General features: G+C 35.6%; 14 protein-coding genes, 1 tRNA gene and 2 pseudogenes. 5 read left to right on the top strand and 12 right to left on the bottom strand.

Annotated features, from left to right (window positions below):
* Window positions 1-80: 80 nt before the first annotated feature.
* A complete protein-coding gene (gene ytvI, locus OE105_RS13255) occupies window positions 81-1,136 on the bottom strand; it encodes a sporulation integral membrane protein YtvI (protein ID WP_275420610.1) in 1,056 nt (351 codons plus the stop codon).
* Window positions 1,137-1,550: 414 nt separating this feature from the next.
* Between ytvI and OE105_RS13250 the strand changes: the two genes are divergently transcribed.
* Window positions 1,551-1,652 (top strand): YjcZ family sporulation protein, encoded by a 102-nt coding sequence (locus OE105_RS13250; protein WP_275420609.1) that lies wholly within the window; start codon window positions 1,551-1,553, stop codon window positions 1,650-1,652.
* Window positions 1,653-1,796: 144 nt separating this feature from the next.
* On the opposite strand, the gene OE105_RS13245 is transcribed toward OE105_RS13250, so the two are convergent.
* From OE105_RS13245 to OE105_RS13225, 5 genes are all read right to left on the bottom strand, one after another.
* Complete coding sequence (locus tag OE105_RS13245; RefSeq protein WP_275420608.1) at window positions 1,797-3,065, bottom strand: DUF4179 domain-containing protein; 1,269 nt, start codon at window positions 3,063-3,065, stop codon at window positions 1,797-1,799.
* The gene (locus tag OE105_RS13240; RefSeq protein WP_275420607.1) at window positions 3,052-3,597 is read right to left on the bottom strand and encodes a sigma-70 family RNA polymerase sigma factor; all 546 of its coding nucleotides are present in this window, start codon (window positions 3,595-3,597) and stop codon (window positions 3,052-3,054) included. Before OE105_RS13240 ends, OE105_RS13245 begins: the two co-directional genes overlap by 14 nt.
* Window positions 3,598-4,152: 555 nt before the next feature.
* On the bottom strand, window positions 4,153-5,490 hold the full coding sequence (locus tag OE105_RS13235; protein WP_275420606.1) for a methyl-accepting chemotaxis protein: 1,338 nt from the start codon (window positions 5,488-5,490) through the stop codon (window positions 4,153-4,155).
* 164 nt (window positions 5,491-5,654) lie between these two features.
* Window positions 5,655-5,728, bottom strand: a tRNA-Pro gene (locus tag OE105_RS13230).
* Between the two features lie 415 nt (window positions 5,729-6,143).
* Entirely contained in the window at window positions 6,144-7,907 is a 1,764-nt protein-coding gene (locus OE105_RS13225; protein ID WP_275420605.1) for a methyl-accepting chemotaxis protein, read from the bottom strand.
* 624 nt (window positions 7,908-8,531) lie between these two features.
* Here OE105_RS13225 and OE105_RS13220 point away from each other — a divergent pair.
* Window positions 8,532-8,972 carry a staygreen family protein gene (locus OE105_RS13220; protein WP_275420604.1) on the top strand — a complete coding sequence of 147 codons (441 nt, stop codon included), beginning with the start codon at window positions 8,532-8,534 and terminating at the stop codon, window positions 8,970-8,972.
* A gap of 171 nt (window positions 8,973-9,143) precedes the next feature.
* Here the strand turns inward: OE105_RS13220 and OE105_RS13215 are convergent, their stop codons facing one another.
* From OE105_RS13215 to OE105_RS13205, 3 genes are all read right to left on the bottom strand, one after another.
* Complete coding sequence (locus OE105_RS13215; RefSeq protein ID WP_275420603.1) at window positions 9,144-9,953, bottom strand: DUF817 domain-containing protein; 810 nt, start codon at window positions 9,951-9,953, stop codon at window positions 9,144-9,146.
* A 284-nt stretch (window positions 9,954-10,237) separates the two neighbouring features.
* Window positions 10,238-10,387 carry a hypothetical protein gene (locus tag OE105_RS13210; RefSeq protein ID WP_275420602.1) on the bottom strand — a complete coding sequence of 50 codons (150 nt, stop codon included), beginning with the start codon at window positions 10,385-10,387 and terminating at the stop codon, window positions 10,238-10,240.
* 57 nt (window positions 10,388-10,444) lie between these two features.
* Window positions 10,445-11,485: a ribonucleotide-diphosphate reductase subunit beta gene (locus tag OE105_RS13205; protein ID WP_275420601.1), complete on the bottom strand. Its 1,041-nt coding sequence runs from the start codon at window positions 11,483-11,485 to the stop codon at window positions 10,445-10,447.
* Between the two features lie 67 nt (window positions 11,486-11,552).
* Between OE105_RS13205 and OE105_RS13200 the strand changes: the two are divergent.
* Window positions 11,553-12,581, top strand: a pseudogene (locus OE105_RS13200) (IS256 family transposase); the annotation flags it as partial.
* Between the two features lie 204 nt (window positions 12,582-12,785).
* Here the strand turns inward: OE105_RS13200 and OE105_RS13195 are convergent.
* Window positions 12,786-13,608 (bottom strand): annotated as a pseudogene (locus OE105_RS13195) (transposase); the annotation flags it as partial.
* 252 nt (window positions 13,609-13,860) lie between these two features.
* On the opposite strand from OE105_RS13195, the gene OE105_RS13190 reads away from it, so the two are divergent.
* Window positions 13,861-14,295 (top strand): Rrf2 family transcriptional regulator, encoded by a 435-nt coding sequence (locus tag OE105_RS13190; protein ID WP_275420600.1) that lies wholly within the window; start codon window positions 13,861-13,863, stop codon window positions 14,293-14,295.
* 192 nt (window positions 14,296-14,487) lie between these two features.
* Here the strand turns inward: OE105_RS13190 and OE105_RS13185 are convergent, their stop codons facing one another.
* Window positions 14,488-15,069, bottom strand: coding sequence for a PadR family transcriptional regulator (locus OE105_RS13185; protein ID WP_275420599.1), 582 nt, complete (start codon window positions 15,067-15,069; stop codon window positions 14,488-14,490).
* A 122-nt stretch (window positions 15,070-15,191) separates the two neighbouring features.
* Between OE105_RS13185 and OE105_RS13180 the strand changes: the two genes are divergently transcribed.
* Window positions 15,192-15,692, top strand: coding sequence for a phenolic acid decarboxylase (locus tag OE105_RS13180; RefSeq protein WP_275420598.1), 501 nt, complete (start codon window positions 15,192-15,194; stop codon window positions 15,690-15,692).
* 697 nt (window positions 15,693-16,389) lie between these two features.
* On the opposite strand, the gene OE105_RS13175 is transcribed toward OE105_RS13180, so the two are convergent.
* Window positions 16,390-17,652, bottom strand: coding sequence for an MFS transporter (locus OE105_RS13175; RefSeq protein ID WP_275420597.1), 1,263 nt, complete (start codon window positions 17,650-17,652; stop codon window positions 16,390-16,392).
* Window positions 17,653-18,664: the final 1,012 nt, after the last annotated feature.

Here is an 18,664-nt window from a genome sequence, read left to right as displayed (position 1 = left end):
AGTAAAGATCCATTGCCATAAAAATTCCGTTCCATTCAAAAAAACAGGGTTCCAATTCTAGAAACCCTGTTTTTCCATCTTCAAATTTTAAAATCAAACTTGATTAATCCGGCTTCCTTTGCAGAGTACAGTGCAATGATGATCAACGGACCGATAATCAAACCAATAAAACCGAAAAAATATAAACCTAACCAAAGGCCGATCAATGTAGGAAGGGCAGGCAAACCAATTTGATCGCCCATCACCTTTGGTTCCACCGTCCGTCGAATAATCAATAAAACGCCTGCTAAAATAAATAACTCGATGGCCATCCCTGTCTCTCCCGATAATAGCTCAAATAACCCCCATGGGGCCAAAATCACAATGGAACCGATAATCGGAATAAAATCGATAAACCAAATGACGAAGGCCATAACGAGCGCTTTATCAGGAGCAATGATCAAAAGCCCAATATACGAAACGATAAAAATAATAATGCTGACGAGAAATTGGGCTTTGAAAAATCCGCTAAAAAAACGTGTAGCTCGATGAAGCATAAATCGAACCTTTTCTGCATTTTCTTTTTCAAACCGAGCGAAAAATCCTTCTTTATATTTCGGTAAATCCAAACTGATTAAAAATAGAGCAAGTAAATAAATGATGAATACGATCACCAAGTTTGGGATTCCTTGTACCCAACCGACTAAAAGGGGAATTGCTTTTTGGGTCAATGTAGAAGCCCATTCCAAAAGGGAGGCCGTTTGTTTTTCCAACTCATCGATGATTACTGGAGGCAATTGGGCAACGGTCTCATTAAAATTCTCAAGCAACTGTTCCAAATAACGACTAATTTCAAAAATATAACCCGGAATCCGTTCTACAAGTCCGATCGTCTCGCTGATTAACTTTGTAATAATAAAATAAAATAGCAAAGCTAAAAATAACACGAACAAAATAAACACAATCGTTACAGCGTAGACCCTCTTTTTTATTTTCAAATGCTTTTGGACGAATGCGATTAACGGATCCAATAAGAATGCTGTAACAGTGGCTAAAATAAAGGGCATAAATGCAGTTGCGTGAAAATAAAAAACAACGGCAACCACAATTAAAATACTTCCTATGATGATGCGTTTAGGCGTGAAAAAACCTTTCAATCTCTATCTCCCCACCTTATCATAGATGTTCAAAAATAAAAGTTATATAAATATTATTCATAATTTTCTGATAAAATAAGACCAACCATAAATTACTCATTTCTGCTTTTCATAATAATTGTATTCTCAAAAAAGGGCTAGGTTTCATCCGTTAGAAATATCTTACCATAAAAAAGGGTTGTCTGAATAGGATGAACCTTGAAATGTTGAAATATGTAGAAAATGATTGAAATGTCATTACATTGGAAAACAAGCCATTCAATTTTACCTATCCATTTAAAATTCCATATGTGGACAATCATGGAATTTCTCAAATTATAGGTCCTTCCTTCAGTCAATTTGAACGTTTGAGCATATTGTTATAACGGGGTTACATGTTTAACCCCTTGATTAGATTGTGAGGGGGGGAAATATATGGGTCACCATCGAGGCGGTTCGGACTTCGTGCTAGTCGTCGTACTGTTCATCCTGTTAATTATTGTCGGTGCAACTTTTTTTGATAATCGATACTATTAGAATCTTTTCATCCGTTCCGAGTTCAGCCAAAAACAACCAAAAACGCTTGGGGACCAATTCCCTAAGCGTTTTTGTACCTATCAGTTCAGTTTGTATAAAAGAAAATCTATATTCCTATTAGCTTTTACTTTCATTTCCAACCCATTATTTTACAGGGATTTCAATTCGTTGATGATAATTCTTTTTATAATATATTCCATCCACATATAAAGATTCTGGAAGGTTCGTTGAATCAAAAATCATTGTTTGATTACACATAAGGGTTCCGTCCTTCAAGTTTTCCTCTTGACGAATGTTTTCCACTGGAATCTTTCTCCCGTCTACTACAATAGCTACCCCATCAAGGATAATCGATTTTTCCGTTTGAATGGAAACCATTACCCGATCGGAAATAACTGAAATATCGACGATTTGGACATCCGTTTCTCCAATACGAAAAACATGTTCCTCACTATGAATGGGAATCGTTTCGCCCACGGATTGATAACCGATAAATCTTTCAACGTCCAGTTCCAAAGTTTGAATGGAATCTGGGAGGGCATCAAAGCGTAACGAAAATTCCGTACCCGTTCGCGAGGAATGCGAACTACTTCCGAGTTTTTCAATCGGCTCTCCGTTCACCATTAATTCGATGCCGTCAAAGGGAATGTGTACTTGATTTAAATCATCTAGTTGCATATTGACTGTGCCTGTAACGACCGTCATCGTAGGTGTAGCTTTTAAACTTGAAAACGTAAGCATTCCTTTATCTATATCTATCGTTTTATCGATCTTCAATTTCACTTCCTTTCCCATCGCTTTATTCGGATTATAGGAAAAGGACAATGTTCGTTCTTCTTGACCCGTTGTGCTGTAATGTAATGTTAATCGTTTCGAAAAGGGGCTCACTGGTTCAAAGTCGGCCACCATTACCAATTGGGTCCGATCTTCATTGTACGAACCTTGACTTCCCTCCTTATTAGCGTTTGTCAAAAACCCGGTGATTTTCGATGGATTAAAATACGTAAACGGGTCACTTGGTAACCCATCCGGATTTGTCAGTTTATAATATAAAATCGTTCGATTAGAATCTGCCATAATCCCGCTAATCGTCAACAAGCTTCCATCTGCAAGTTGAACCGACTGATCGATGACTTGGCCCATCCCTTGTTCGTTTAATACCTGTAATGTATCCCCGATTACGTCATCAAAGCCGAACAGTTTTTTCCCATAATAGGCCAGGGCGTTATAATGATAAGTGGCAAAGGAAAGAATCAGGATGATAGCGATGGCTCCCGCTCGAATAACGAAGGATCTATTGTTATTCTTTTTTCGGAAAAGTGCCGTCCTTAACCGTTCTTCCAATTCCGGAGGAGCAGATAAAGAATCTATTCGTTTCTTTTTTTCTTCAAGCAACTTTTCAATATTTTTCATAACGATCACCTCCATGTACGTCACGTAATTTTTTCAGTCCTTGAAAAATTCTTGACTTCACCGTACCGAGTGGAACATCGGTCATTTGAGAAATCGTCTCGTAATCTAGGTCGTGAAAGTATTTTAAAACTATTGCCTCCCTCTGGTCCGCATTTAAATGGGACAAAAGTTGTTCAATGTCCATTTGTAATTCCCTTTTTTTATGTGCATCCCGACTGCTTGATAATGGACGATCGTAAAAATACGATACATCCTCTAAAAACACCACCTTTTGTTTTTTTCTTAACAAAGTTTTGCAACTGTTAATTAATATTTTTTTGCTCCAAAAATAAAAGGACTCGTCTTTTCTTAATTGATAAATTTTTTCATACAAACTCACAATCATATCTTCCATTGCGTCCATAGCATCTTGTTCGTTGCCCATATAAGAAAAGGCCAGTCGGTAATATTCGTCCTTTTTATTCATAATCAATGTTAGTAGCGCCTCTTTATTACCTCTTTTCGCCCTTTTTACTAATTTCTTATCAACCACTTCTCCACCTCCTATCTGTAAGACTCTTATATAATTAAAAAAGTTCATTATTTCAAAGGAATCAAAAGGGGATGATTGATCAATTCCCGATTCTAATCTCAAATAGATGAGAAGGGAAAAACGGATTTTATCTTTCGTTTTATTTTCAACGATATCGGATTAAGTGTTTCGGGACTTGTTGGAAGGAAATGAATAAGGGGAACCCTTTCACTATAAAAAGTGACCCTTGTGCTTTTATTAAATTAGTTTTGAAAATCCTGTCAGTAGGGGGCACATTTTCGTAATCATATTTTCAATAATCTTTATAAACCGTTAGATGGAATCATCTCTCTTCCTCGACTATGATTTTCGAGTGGGGAATCCTTTAGTGGCTATCGTTGAGGAATTTGTAAGTGGAGTGCCGAAAAAATATTTTAATCGAGGCGTCCCTTCGTTCATTATAGCATTCATTTACAATTGGAACTGGAATTTCCTTCTAAAGTGTCAAACAACCATTGAAGGAAAGTGAATCCAGTTCCACTTATTTATTATTGATAAAGAAAATTTGAAACCACTTTATGACAGCGTGGCAGATGAAGGCTTAGAGACTTTAAATTCTTTTAAATTCGACTGTAAATCATCGGAAATATCTTGAAGAAGAGAAGCAGAGGCAGCTACTTCCTCCATCGAAGCATTTAGTTCTTCTACCGAGGAACTAATATTTTCAATGCTACTTGAAGATTGTTCGGTCGTAACCGCTACCCTTTCAATCATTGTTACCATATTTGCCAAACCTACGTTTACTTGTTCTACCGTACTGGATACTTCTCTTGTTTGTATGGTTACTTCTTCAATATTATTTAAGATTTCTTGAAAGCTAGTCCCTGTTTGTCCAATCATTTGAATACCATTTTCCACGATTATTTTTCCTTGATCCATCGATTGAACAGCATTTTGAATACCTAAATGAATATCCATTAGAATCTGGCGAATATTTTCTCCAGCCCGATTCGATTGCTCAGCTAGTTTTCGGACTTCCTCCGCTACCACAGCAAATCCTTTTCCGTGTTCTCCAGCTCTAGCTGCTTCAATCGAGGCGTTTAAAGCTAGTAAATTCGTTTGATCGGATATTTCTGTAATCATATTTACAATTTTTTCCACTTGATCCGATCTTTCCTTCAATGAATAAATGAGTTCTCCAGTCGTTCTTACCGAGTTTTTTATATCATTCATTTGTTGAACGGTTTTGTTTACAATCGCATTTCCGTTTTCTGCCCGTTCATTCGTCGATTCTGCACGTTCAGCCACTTTCTGAATGGAGCGGGAAGCAGATTCCGTTTTTCCAGAAATTTCCTTTGCTTGTTGAAATAATTCGTTAGCACTCTTGGCTTGACTTTCCGACCCAGATGAAACCTCCTGAATGGAAAGAGCAATTTGTTCCGTTGCCTCGCTATTTTCTTCTGCAATTGAATTGAGCTGGTTTGAATAGTTCATGACTTTCAATGCTGTATCATTCGTATTATTCATTAATTTTTGGAGATTGGTTACCATCAAATTAAATGATTTAGACAAACGTCCGATTTCATCGTCGGAATTGTTTTCAATCGTTACGGTTAAGTCTCCTTCTGCCGCCTTTTCAATCGCCTTTTCTACTTTCCTAATTGGTGAGAGAATAAGATAGCGAATCGCAAAAGAAAATAAAATGGTTGCAATGATAATAGATAATATAAGATCAATAAAGACGAAAATTCGATCTTGAAAAAAATCCTTAATTAGGGAATTCAGTAAGGAAGTAATGGGCGTACTGATTAATAGACTGGCGATGACGATTCCGATTAATTTCATCCGAATACCTACTCTGAACCGTTTTGTTTCATACATATCTCCATTTTTATGATCCTTATATTCTGACACGTGACACACTCCTTTCTCATATTCTATAACATACACAGTTAATATTATTTCAATTATGTCTTTTTGTAAATTTTCTCATGAGTACCATTTACTGGGGCAATCAAAAAATAGAAAAAGTCCGATTCCATTCAAATGGAATTCGGACTCATTGTCTTCTTCTCGTATCGGAACGGCGGGATTTGAACCCACGACCTCACCCACCCCAAGGGTGCGCGCTACCAGGCTGCGCCACGTCCCGTTTTTAGCAACACAAATATTTTAACATGGAATTTTTCATATATCAAGGGAATAGTAAACCGATTTCTATAGGAAGGCTGTGATATATTCACCTCTATAGGATTCGTTTATTTTCCATTTGGAATGAATTTGATATCGTTGAATATGTTTGATATACGATTGAAAAATAAACCTTTATTTGACTCACTCATTCATTTATTCAAAACTATGGTAAAAATTGTTTATATATTAACATTTTATCATAAAAAGTGTATGTAGAGATAGCGTTTTTATTATTAGAAAAATACGGTAAATAATTCAAATTTGAATTGGAACTTTTGCAAAATATTTTTCTTATCTTTCCATTTTCTACCAAATAGCATTCTACTTTTAATGAAAATAGAAAGGGGAAAGAGTTCTTCACCCTTTCCCTTCATTTATAACTTAAACCGATTCACTGCAGAATTTAATTTAGATACAATGTCATTTAAACTTTGTGCTGAATGAGATACTTCTTCGGAAGATGCACTTAATTCTTCTGATGAAGCGGCGACTTCTTCTGTTGCCGCGGAGTTTTCTTCAGTTACCGAATTCACATTTTCTACCCGTTCCATGACGATATCTTTTGACTTCACTATCTCATCCATTGCTAAATATGCCCTTTCCATCCGCGGAGCAATATCTTCCACAGAATTTAAAATATCTCCAAAGGAATCTACCGACCGTTCAACCGACTGCAGTTGTTCTTGTACAGAATGTTCCACTTTCGTTGACGTACTAATTACTTCCTCCGAATCCTTCGAAATAATCGAAACGAGTTCCGTAATTTTTTCCGTCGACTGTTTGGACTGTTCCGCTAGTTTTCTTACCTCTTCCGCAACGACGGAAAAACCTCGACCATGCTCACCCGCCCTTGCTGCTTCAATAGCAGCATTTAAAGCAAGCAAATTCGTTTGTTCAGAAATATCGGCGATCATTTCGGTGATGCCGTCAATTTCTTTAACAGAAACGGAAAGATCATGAACCTTTTCCACCACAACTTGAAATGCCATTTTGATTTCTTCAATCGATTGAACAAGGTCAGCCATTTCCTGCCTTCCCATATGAGCTTTCTTTTTCGTGTTTTCCGTTTCGGTATTCACTTTCTCTAATTCTTTAGAAACATGATCGATCGTTTCTGTGAGCTTTGCCATTGAAGTAACGATTTCATTTAAACTTTCCGCTTGAGTTGTAGCCCCATTCGCCACTTGTTGAATCGTTGACGTCAATTGCTCAGACGAAGCAGACATTTGTTCCGAAACGGCTGCCATGTTTTGTGCATGGGATTGTACTTCCATTGATTGGTTTTTAACGGTCGTTAAAGCTCCCTTAATATTGTTGATCACTTCAGAGAAATATCGGTTCATCTGGGCAAATTCATTTTTCCCATCTTCATTTAGCGTGATGTTAAAATCGTAATTTGCCAATCGTGCCAACATATTATTGACTTGTGTAATGGAACGTTTTAATACAAGATATATCAAATAGATAAACAAGATTAAGATTATACTAATGGAACTAGCTAAAATTAAAAAAATATTTTTTTCTCTTTCATACAATTGGTTTGCCTGCTTTACAGCTTCGTCGGCCAATCGTTCGTTATTTTCCACTAGTTGATTAATATTTTCTTGAACACGGGATGTGAAAATATCAAAATAATATGTATCCGTTTTTCCAATACTTTCCCCATTTTTTAATTTATTTATAATCTTTTCCGTTTCCCGAATATACACGTCATAATCCAATTCGATATTTCCAAAAATCTCCTTTTCCTTCTGAGTTAAATCAAAACTTTTATATCGATCAAAAATAGCTGCCAATTCCTCTTTTTTTAGATTTACCCTTTTTTCAATGTTTTCATCATATTCGTTTTTATAAATCAGTTCGGTCATATTCACTTGGATCACGTTCAATTCGGTTTCCAGTCGCTTCAGTTCTAAAGAAGGTGTCATATTTTGATTGTATAACTTATTAACATTATTGCTTAACGTCTTCATATTTTTAACAGATGAATAGGAAAGAAAAGCGAGTGAAAGGATTGTTAATAAGATAATAAAAATAAGTGATGTGGAAACTTTAATATTTCGTAATATATTTTTATTTTTTCCTTTATCTTCAAAAACATCTTTATCTTTTTTTCGCTTTTTTTGAAATTTTTTCAATTCGAAATCCCCCTTATTGAAAAACAAAAACCTTTCGAATTTATTTCCTATGACTGGCTTTATAAAATTCATCGGTTAAATTCTCTTCATTTGTAGTGCAATCCTTACACGTAAATAAACTATTTAAGTATAATCATCTTCTTATATTACAAAAATCCTGAATATGTAAACATCTTTCTATTTTTCCTTTCTATTTTATGTATGACTATCAAAAATCCTTTTATTCGAACGTACAATATATAAAAACTATATCATAAGCAGGTCATTTTTGGTAGTTTGCAAAGCCCTTCACGCATAGGTTGTATCGTTATTTTTTTAATCATGACATTTGTAACTGTTCATACGAATCTATCGTCTTTTTGAATCTTTCTCTTATCTAGAACGGGATGGAAAATCAAATATTATTTAAAAAAATGAAAAATTATATTTACAAATGACTATGGTATATATAATTCATTCATGATTTTTGATCGACCTTCCGAGTTAACCTCGATTTCCATTTTTAATTGATCTTGGTAACGTTTATCTCTCCTATTATTTTCAAGAGATTCACTAAAGGAACAGTATATGTGAAATATTCATAAATTGGCTTAGAAAGGAATGAAAGATGAAAGGTGGAAAACAATGTCAAATCTTTTCGTTCAAATCATTCCACCTGCCAATTTCAAAGAACCAATTATTGGGCGAAACTATACGTTGACCCATTCAGATGAAACGGGTGAATTATTTTTAACGATCGGATATGTATACAATGGGCTAGCAATCAATTGGATGTTACGGGATGAAGTATTGGCAGAGTGGAAATGGGCGCCGGAAACAGGCTTCTATTTGCTCGGAGTCGCTTATGTCGATCAAGGGGAGTTCAATGAGGAACAGGCAGCGAGGCGATACAAAATTTTCAATCGGGAAATGGACACGGCATTAAGAGGCATCATTCAAGGGGACAGTCCCTTTTTACAAAACTATCCTTTCTTATTGAGAGCACCGATCTACATTCAATTTCAATCGGCATATCCTCAATTCCATCATACTAAATTTTTTGGAACCGTCGCACAATACGTATAAGTCATCACTATTGTTTTTTCTTACACCACGGGGGATTTCAATCGTTTTCTATCTAGTCTAACGAAAAATCTTCGGACGATCTAAGAAAGCTTGGAGTGAAGAAACATCCATCTTGAAAAATTTATACCACTTAATAAACAAAAGACCCATTCATTCTAACAATAGAACCGTTTAAAGATCGCTTTTCGTAAATAATCGTTGAAAACGTCCCCCTTCATCTATATACGTTGCTTTCACCCTTTTTAACGTCGCCACTATTAGAAAACTAACGATCACTAACAATAGCCATGAACTAATTTTACCAAGATGAACAGGCCTCCACGTTTCAGTCTGATTTGGATAGTTCCATGCGCCAAAGAAAGTAGCAATATTTTCTGCGATCCATATAAAAAAACCGATAAGTAAAAAGGACAAAGTAAGTGGCATACGGTAACGAATACCATTCACTTCATAAGTAACGGAGGATTTCCAAAAAACGATAATGACCAGTAAAGTTAACCACCAGCGCATATCCACCCAAAAATGATGTGTAAAAAAATTCAAATAAATTGCTACAGCTAAAGGACCAACGAATAAAAAAGACGGCCAATTTACAAGTTTAATTTTCAACCTTCGCCAAGCTTGAATAATATAACTTGCGACACTTGCATACATGAATCCACTATACAAAGGCACTCCATTAATTTTAAGAAAGCCCTTTTCCGGATAAGACCAGGAACCCATATGTACTTTAAATATTTCAAGGGTAAGTCCGAGAAGATGGAATACGGTAATAACTTTTAATTCATCGCGACTTTCCAATCCAGAGCGAACCATCAGCCACTGGACGATAAGAAAAATGATAAATAGCCAGTCATACCGAGGCAGAAATGGAAATGGAATGATTTTTGTCAGGGCTAAAGATGCAAAAATGACAACCGGAAATATACAGGATAATGCTTGTTCCCAACCAAAATGAACAAGTTGTTTAATCGAATGCATCGTAATCCTCCTAGATTAAACATTTATACTGGCAATTCCAAAAATAACTTTGTATTTATTTTAATTGTACATTTATTGTTTTTCAATAAATTTTTATTAATTATCATTAAACTATTTCGGTAAATTTTTTCCGTTATTATAAAATGACGGATATCATAGTAAATCGATGGGAGGGATATAAGTAAAAGAAAGGACTGTTCGTTGAAACTTAGGAGGATTGGAGGAAGCACATTTGCGGAAAGAAGGAAAAATCCCATCCATCAACGAATGCATGGAAAACATGATTAGGTTTCTATGGAAAAATTCGGCTTCGTTTTCCAATTTTCGATCACAGAAAAACAAAGCCGAAACGGTGAATTGGGTGGAGGAATGAAAAATGATAAATCCCGATATGCACCGATATTTTCGAAATTCATTCCAATCCATTGATTCATGTTTAAAACATCCGAATGAAATCATATTTTCTCTACTACTCGATTTTCCCACTTCCTTTATAACTCATCAAAGCCGTTTAAACTACTTACCTTCGTATACGTTCTCGATTTTTGTTCAAAGAAATCCGTTTTTGTATCATCGAAATTATCTACGTATGCCCGGATCCATTTCATTGGATTTTCTGTATAAGCAGGATAAATTTCCGCTAACCTCATCATTCGTAACATCTTATTAGCACGACATTTAATAAAGCCAGCCATTTCATCTAAATCAATGCCAGTCACATGCCCTAATACATAATTCGACCACTCAATTTCTAAATCGACTGCTTCCTGATAACTTGTATAGATCCAATTGACAAATTCAACGGTATTCAGTTCAGTTCTTTCTGCAAGCGTTGCACGTATTAATTCCGAAATAAACCGGCCATGCTCCAGTTCATCACGATTAATATAACTAATCATCGTGGATGTCCCGATCATTTTATTTCGGCGGGCCAAATGATAGAAAAAGGCAAATCCAGAATAGAAAAACAAGCCCTCTAAAAGGGTGGAATACACTAACGTTCGAACAATGTTTTCAATCGTTGGAGTATCGACCACCTGATTGTAAATTTCCATAAGTTTTTGATTTCGTTTCAAAAGGATTGGATCCTTTCGCCCAATCTCAAAAGCCTCGTTTTGCTTATTTAATGGCACAATAGAAGATAAAATCGACGAATAGCTTTCATTATGAACCGCTTCCTGTTGTGCAATCACCGCTAAAATTGCTTGTACCGATGGATCGGTTGCATATAAGGAAGTGAGCAAAATGGTTCGTGTTTGAGAAGAATCGAAGGTTGCCAATAAACTAATGATTTTTAAAAAAGTGTCCCTGTCTCTTTTCGATAGTGTCGGGAATTGCTTCACGTCACTAGACATATTTATTTCATCCGATTGCCAGTAGTTGCCTAATAATCGTTTATATATTTTGTACCAATGAGGGTATTTGATGTCATTCCAATTTAAGATCCCGCTAGCTTTTCCACCAAACAAATGCGTTGCACGATTCGGATTTCTAGGCTTCAATGTTTTAACTTTATATAGTAATTGCTGCATCCTTTACCACCTCTTCCGTCCATTTTTTCACTTTGGATTCTTGACTTCCCCGTGGCGACTGTCATCCAATATGAGAAACGGCTACTATCAACGAAATCTAGATACGCAATATGGCCGAATTGAAGAGCTTTTGGTCCCAAGAGACCGAAATGGAGAATTTCAAACGCAGCTGTTTGCCCCTTACCAACGACACACCGGCTGGCTGGAAGAAGCCGTCATCAAGATGTATCAAAGTGGTATGAGTACACGTGAGATTGGCAAGTTTATTGAACGAATTTTAGGAAATACTTATTCTCCTGCAACGATCAGTCGTATGACCGATGTCGTGAAGGAAGACATCGAGAAATGGCACACTCGTCCTCTACATAAGCGCTATTCCGTCTTATATTTGGATGGTTTATACGTAAAACTTCGTCGTGAAACCGTTGAGAAAGAAGTCATTTATGTGGTGTTAGGTGTGAATGAAGAAGGATATCGTGAAATTCTTGATTTCTTTGTGGGAGGACAAGAAAGTGCCTATGGCTGGCAGGAAATTCTTCAAAATCTCTACCAAAGAGGCATCAAGGAAGTGCTTCTGGGCGTATTCGATGGACTACCGGGTTTAGAGGAAGCCTTTAAGGCTGTTTATCCGAAAGCCGATGTACATCGTTGTGTCGTTCACAAAGTACGTAATACCTTACATCGTGTTCGGAAAAAAGATCCATTTGAAGTGGCAGAGGATCTCAAACTGATTTATCGCGCACCGAATAAGGAGATAGCGTTACAGATGTTTCAAAAGTTTGAGTCGAAATGATCCAGCAAGTATCCAAGAGAAGTCCAATCGTGGGCCAATGAATTGGATATCCTCCTTACATTTATGGATGATCCAAGCAGTATTCGGAGTGTGATTTACACGACCAATGCCATCGAACGAACGATTAAGGAGATACGGAAACGCCTGAAACCGATGAACAGTTTGAATAGTTTAGAAGCTGCTGAAAAAATCGTGTATTTGACTATTCAAGATTTTAATGAGAGGTGGGCAGAGCGAAAGTTGCGAGGATTTGCCGAAGCGCAGGAAGCCCTCGAGCGAATGTTTGAAGAACGTTATTGTTAACCAAATGTTGTAAATAAACAACAAAATAAGGGGATTCTCCCTTTCCACACAGGAGACTGAATATTCAGTCTCCTGTGTGGAGGAAATATCCCTCTCTATTCTAAATCCATTTCAGAGATACCCTATCGATCTTACATTACACAAAATTCTTGACAGTACCATTGGTTCCCCTTCATTTTGCTTGTTGTATGCAATCACAGACTACTGTCCCATTCGATGTACCTGTTCGTAAATTGGCTCATAATCGTACCCTGCATCCATTGTTTGATAACGCAAAGATGGAAGAGGAAGTTCATGAATCCCTTTCAGTAACGGGATCGCTACCTTTCCGTCATTTAAATGACCGGAAAAAAATAGGGATTGTAAAATATACTGACTGGACGCACAACTGCCAAGTGTCCCTTGTAGCCATACCAGAAAATATTTTTGCCTTCTGAATTTCGGGTCTTGAGGAACTTCTGCACGCAATTCAACTAAAGGTGCGGCCAACTGGGCTTCGATTTTCTTTTCGTACAAAGGCCTATTGGCTTCTTTCTCAGCTTGTTTTTTTAGCCATTGGTCACGCTCTTCTTTCGATTTACGACTGCGTTTTTTAGACGGATTTTTTGGCTTTTCTTCTTTTGAAGGTGCTTGATCACGTGCTAAAATGTGTGGCGTCAATGGCAACGGTGTCGTCGATAATAAAGCCTTTTGAAATAGCTTGAAGGACTACTTTTTCTTGGGCTTTTTCTAAAACTTTAGATTCGCTTAATTTGCTTAAAAGCCGAGAATAAGAGGCCTCAGAAGGAACACTGTTCGACACAAGAAATCCGCAATTCAGCTTGAAAGCAATATCTTCATTTAATCGTTTAACCAGATCTTTAATTGTTGGAATTCGTTCCACGTATCGAATAAAAGCGAAAATAATCATGACTGCATAATTCAGCTCTACCTGCGCAACAAAACTGGACTTTTTAGTTATTGCGTAGTAAATTTCATCTAAATCTATAGAAGAAATAATTGCCTCATAACGATGGGTAGGTTCCATCTCGTATAAATCTTGGTTGTCGTATAATAGTCATAAGAAGCACTCCTTCAGTCTTTTTATGGTTTTAATTGTCTATTACCATTATACAAGATTTGGGGAGGTGCTTCTTTTTTAGTCTCTTGAACTCGTTGGAGGACAAGGACTAAGAATTATGAAATTCATTCACGTAATAATTTGGTATAATAAACTTGTCATCATAATAATTACATGCTAGAAAATTAATGATGAAAGATCATAAAGGCGGTGACGGAAATGTCCATCAGCAGCCGGTTTGCAGTCGGCATTCATATATTGACGTTCATCGAATTGAATAAAGGGAAAGTATCGTCTTCCGATTATATTGCAAAAAGTGTAAACACAAATCCAGCGTTGATTCGAAAGATGATGGGTATGTTAAAAAGGGCAGGATTAATCGAAGTTCATCCTGGTATTGCGGGGGCGAAACTGGCAAAAAAACCATCTGAAATTACATTGTTGGATGTATATAAAGCGGTAAATGTTGTCCGTGAGAATCAACTGTTTCGTATACATGAACATCCAAATCCGAATTGCCCAGTCGGAAGAAATATCCAGCATTCAATTGAGCCAATCTTTGCAGCAGCCCAATTAGAAATGGAAAATTTTTTAAAAAAAATCACGTTGGAAAATATTGTGGAGGATATTGCCAAAAAAGAGGAGATTGGGTAAGACAAAAATGTTGTAGCACAAATAAGTCCGTTTTTTTCGTCATTGAACTTAATCTGTCAATCCTAATTTTTTCTATGACATTAATTGGATAAAAAGATTGAATTTGAAAAGTATGTATTATTTTTAAGAAAATTTAGGGGGATCCTATGCCACCAGTTAAAAATAGTGAATCCAACCTGTTGAATGAGTCGCTCAATTTTCCCCAAAAGATTTATCAGCGATTCTTTTTTTTATAATTTCTATACTTTTATTTAACCAAATAATATAGTTTTCCTCCCTTGAAATGGCCTTAGTTAGTACAAAATAATGTCCCAGTTCTTCCACATCTAAATTGATCGGATCCTTTTCCCCAAAATGCAAGGAAAACTGTTCCTTTAAGAAGGATAATTTTTCAGATTTTCTTTTTAATTGGTTGAAAAATAACCACAGGACTTCTTCAGACGGGATATCTTTTAAAAAATATACTCGTAATGCGAAAACGTCCTTTTCCGTCTCCAATTGTTCATCTATTTTTAGCAACCAACTTTGAAGTTCCTTTTTCCCTTTCGGTGTAATGCGATACATTTTCTTTTCAAGTTTTACTCCAGCCATTTGAATATATTGGGATATTAATTCTTCGCTTACTAATTTTTTTAATTCAACGTATATTTGACTGTGCTTTGCACTCCAAAACTGTCCAATCGCTTGTTTAAATTCAGATGTTATATCATATCCACTCATATCTTCTTTACTTAATAACCCTAAAATTGCATATTTTAAAATTCTGCGGCCCACTTTGTAACCTCCAATCTATTTATTGACATAATTATATCACAAGTATATAGTTAATATGTATTATTATACATGTAATTATTTACATGTTAAATATATCATACTTATATAGGAGTGAATGATTTATGGATGAACTTCATGATTTTCTAGGTAGCCATTTTATTTATACTTATGAAAATGGTTGGGAATACGAGTTTTATGTGAAAAATGAAGATACAGTTGACTATCGTATTCATAGTGGAATGGTGGGCGGTCGTTGGGTTCGTGACCAAAAAGCAGATATTGTGAAGCTTACTAATGGAGTGTTTAAAGTTTCGTGGACTGAACCAACTGGTACCGATGTTTCTCTCAACTTCATGCTAAATGATAATAAGATTCACGGAATTATATTCTTCCCTAAATGGGTACATGAACATCCAGAAATAACAGTTTGTTACCAAAATGACTTCATTAATAAAATGAAAGAGTCCCGATTAAAATACGAGACCTATCCTAAACATGTGGTCGCTGAGTTCGCAAATATTACTTATTTCAAAAATGAAGGAATCAATAATGAAAAAGTCATATCACAAGCACCTTATGACGGTATGACAAACGATATCCGTTCTGGAAAATTAACGTTTTAATTAGATATGGATTGTTTGAAAAGGCAAGCCATATTTAGTTTGCTTTTTCACAATCAACGATCTCCTACAATGGAAACATGATTGAAAGAGATGTCTAAATTTATACTAATGGGAAAACTAAAGACCTAAAAAATGCTGTGAAATCAACATTCTCTAGGTCTTCTTTTATTCAATCACTTGCAGGTATTGATTTTAATAAGGATTGTACCACTTTGAACTTAATTTTCCTGTCGCTCAAGTAACTAGATATTGTGAAGGATATTGCTAGAAAGGAACATATTTGATTAAACATAAAAAGGCAATCGGTTTGTACAGCGATTTTTATTCAGTAGTTGTGAGCACGATACTTGTAAAACATTTTTTCATTACTCTACTGTTCCCTTTTGAAAATCAACATCAATCGATCGATTCCAAAATGTTTCGATATTCCATTACGTGAAAGAAACTTACCCTTTCCCAATACATCGTCAAACTCTTCTCCCAATACTTCATCCGAATTTTTCCACATACCGACATGAGATGTGAAAATCCTTTTTAGACAAACAATAATCTTTGCAAGATTGGATTCGTTCGACTGTCAAAAAAAAGCGCTGATTAGCTCCCTTTTCTATTATTTTCTTCTTACTCCAAGTGAAAAGAGTGGGAAATAGGAGATACTTGGTTTATGCCAAAATGATATATTACTTCAATTATTCTATCATCCAGCCGTTTCTGTTTCTGTACTTTGTATATTAAACATTTCACGATTTTTATATACGAGCAAAACCACGAAAAATTGCCACAAGCCACAAAATAAAAACACATAATTCGCACCAAAATGATCAGCTATTATTCCACCTAAAAAAATTGATAAAGGAATTAGAACAACACTGACCGATTGTAAAAGGGTAGAAACACGTCCTTTGTATTCATCGGGAATAATTAGAATTTGCACTGAATCTAAAATAATATTAGGTAAGGTTATACATATGCCTAATAGGAATCCCATAACGAAGATGATCCAAATCACCTTATTAAATGCCATAACAATGAATACGACAGACAACAATGACCATCCAAATAAAATGATTGTAGAATTACTATGTTTTTTTGTCAGGAATCCAATGATCGATCCACTTATAAGTCCTCCCAAAGTCAGTAGTGAATTAAAAACTCCATATGCTTCGGATGTAGTATTTAAATAACTGGTGAAATAAACAACAATAATCGGACCAATCATACTAACTACATTTAATAAACTAATAATAATTGCGAGTTTTTTTAGATAGTCATGATTCCATAAAATTTTTACACCTTCCAATATCTCTGTTTTCAATTTCATTCGTTTGCTTTCTAAACTTTGATCATCTCTGTTATTAAAATCGTTCTCTATACTATTTTTAGGCGGTTGAATGAATTTCAACAAACTCACTAATATTGAACTAAGAAAAAATGTTATGGAATTCAGTATTAAACCTCCGATAATGCCAACCAGTGAAATAACAAAACCAGAAATAGCCTTACCTAATAAAGATGCAATACTACCAGAAACACTTCTATATCCGATTAGTTTGGCAACAGCCTCTTTTGGTACAATCAAGGGGATTATTCTCGTTTCAACAGGATACAACAGATCAAATGAAATTTCCCTTAATGCAACAAGAATAAAAACAGCAAATATCTCAATATCGTTACTTAATAGATAGATGCAAATGACCATAACTAAGAAAATGAAGGAATTAAACCTCAAAATTAAAGACAACAACGATTTGGGGTTTTTACTTCGATCAGCATAAACTCCAGCAATTGGGCCAATAAAAAAACCACTAATATGGGTAAAGGAACCAATTAGAGCTGTGGCTATTGCGGATGTAGTTGTTTCATACACATACCACATGATTAATAATGAAAAGATGCTATTTCCGATTTGTGAAACAAAATCATTGATTACAAATAAAGACATATTTCTTTTTTGTAACATATACATACCACCATAGTGTTGTCTTTTCAAAATAAGATAAAATTATTTTAAAAAAAGAATTCTATTAAAAGATACCGGCAAGAATTTTGTGCAATACAAGAAAGATGGGATATCTCTGAATGGATTTATTATAATGGATTGGGGACTAGTTTTCTCACACAGGTGAAACTGAAGATTCAGTCTCCTGTATGGAAAGGGAGAATTCCTCTTATCTCGTTTATTCGCATTATTCGGTTAATTATAACGTTCTTCAAACATTCGCTCGAAGCTTCATGCGCTTCGGCAAATCCTTGTCACTTTCTCCCTGCCAATTTCTCAATAAAATCTTGGATGGTCAAATAAACGACTTTTTCAGCGGATTCTGAACTACTCGAACTGTTCATCTACTTAACACTTTTCAGAATAATTATAATTATGCAATATGTTTCCGTCAACAAATTTTAAGTATTTATATTTTATTTATAGGTAACGTATAAACTTTTGTATAAGCAAAATAATCGAAACAAAAAGAACGAACCACGATTGGATCCAGCCTGAAATATCATGGATTTTACGGTTGAGAATTGATTGAGTCCATATTGTTCATCTACTTTTTTCTCCACTCTTTCTTCCGCTCTGGATACCGACTTTTTAACAGAGGGACGGACTTTTTTATAGGAGATATCTATCCCCTGTACCACTCCAAAAGAAGAAAAAGCCAGAATGAACTCAGGCAAAACCCTGGCCACACTAGACTTCTTGGATATTATTGATTGTCTCTGAACAGTTTTTATTTTCTCAGGACGGGATTTATTTTCTGTCTACAACTACTGTTCTGATACAAAATCCCTTGACGATTTCCCTTTTCCCCATCCACTCTGCTCGAAGCCTTGTCCTACAAGGGATTGAAGGATAGTTGAATGAAAATACCATACAAAAAAGTTTGACGAGAAAAAGATAGGGTAAAAGGACTAAGGGAAGGGGATTCCCTTCTCCCCCTTACCCTTCTTTTTGCTCCTCCAAATAAAAAGGA

This window comes from Fervidibacillus halotolerans, assembly GCF_026547205.1.
GTDB lineage: Bacteria > Bacillota > Bacilli > Bacillales > Caldibacillaceae > Fervidibacillus > Fervidibacillus halotolerans.
The sequence above is the reverse complement of the archived record's forward strand: the minus strand, read 5'-3'. Positions and strand labels throughout refer to the sequence as shown.

Coding starts and splice junctions, on each gene's coding strand:
- OE105_RS13205 (WP_275420601.1), bottom strand. CDS start 11,485: ATGCAGCAATTACTATATAAAGTTAAAACATTGAAGCCTAGAAATCCG.
- OE105_RS13215 (WP_275420603.1), bottom strand. CDS start 9,953: ATGCATTCGATTAAACAACTTGTTCATTTTGGTTGGGAACAAGCATTA.
- OE105_RS13180 (WP_275420598.1), top strand. CDS start 15,192: ATGGATGAACTTCATGATTTTCTAGGTAGCCATTTTATTTATACTTAT.
- OE105_RS13220 (WP_275420604.1), top strand. CDS start 8,532: ATGTCAAATCTTTTCGTTCAAATCATTCCACCTGCCAATTTCAAAGAA.
- OE105_RS13210 (WP_275420602.1), bottom strand. CDS start 10,387: ATGAATCAATGGATTGGAATGAATTTCGAAAATATCGGTGCATATCGG.
- OE105_RS13245 (WP_275420608.1), bottom strand. CDS start 3,065: ATGAAAAATATTGAAAAGTTGCTTGAAGAAAAAAAGAAACGAATAGAT.
- OE105_RS13175 (WP_275420597.1), bottom strand. CDS start 17,652: ATGTTACAAAAAAGAAATATGTCTTTATTTGTAATCAATGATTTTGTT.
- OE105_RS13250 (WP_275420609.1), top strand. CDS start 1,551: ATGGGTCACCATCGAGGCGGTTCGGACTTCGTGCTAGTCGTCGTACTG.
- OE105_RS13190 (WP_275420600.1), top strand. CDS start 13,861: ATGTCCATCAGCAGCCGGTTTGCAGTCGGCATTCATATATTGACGTTC.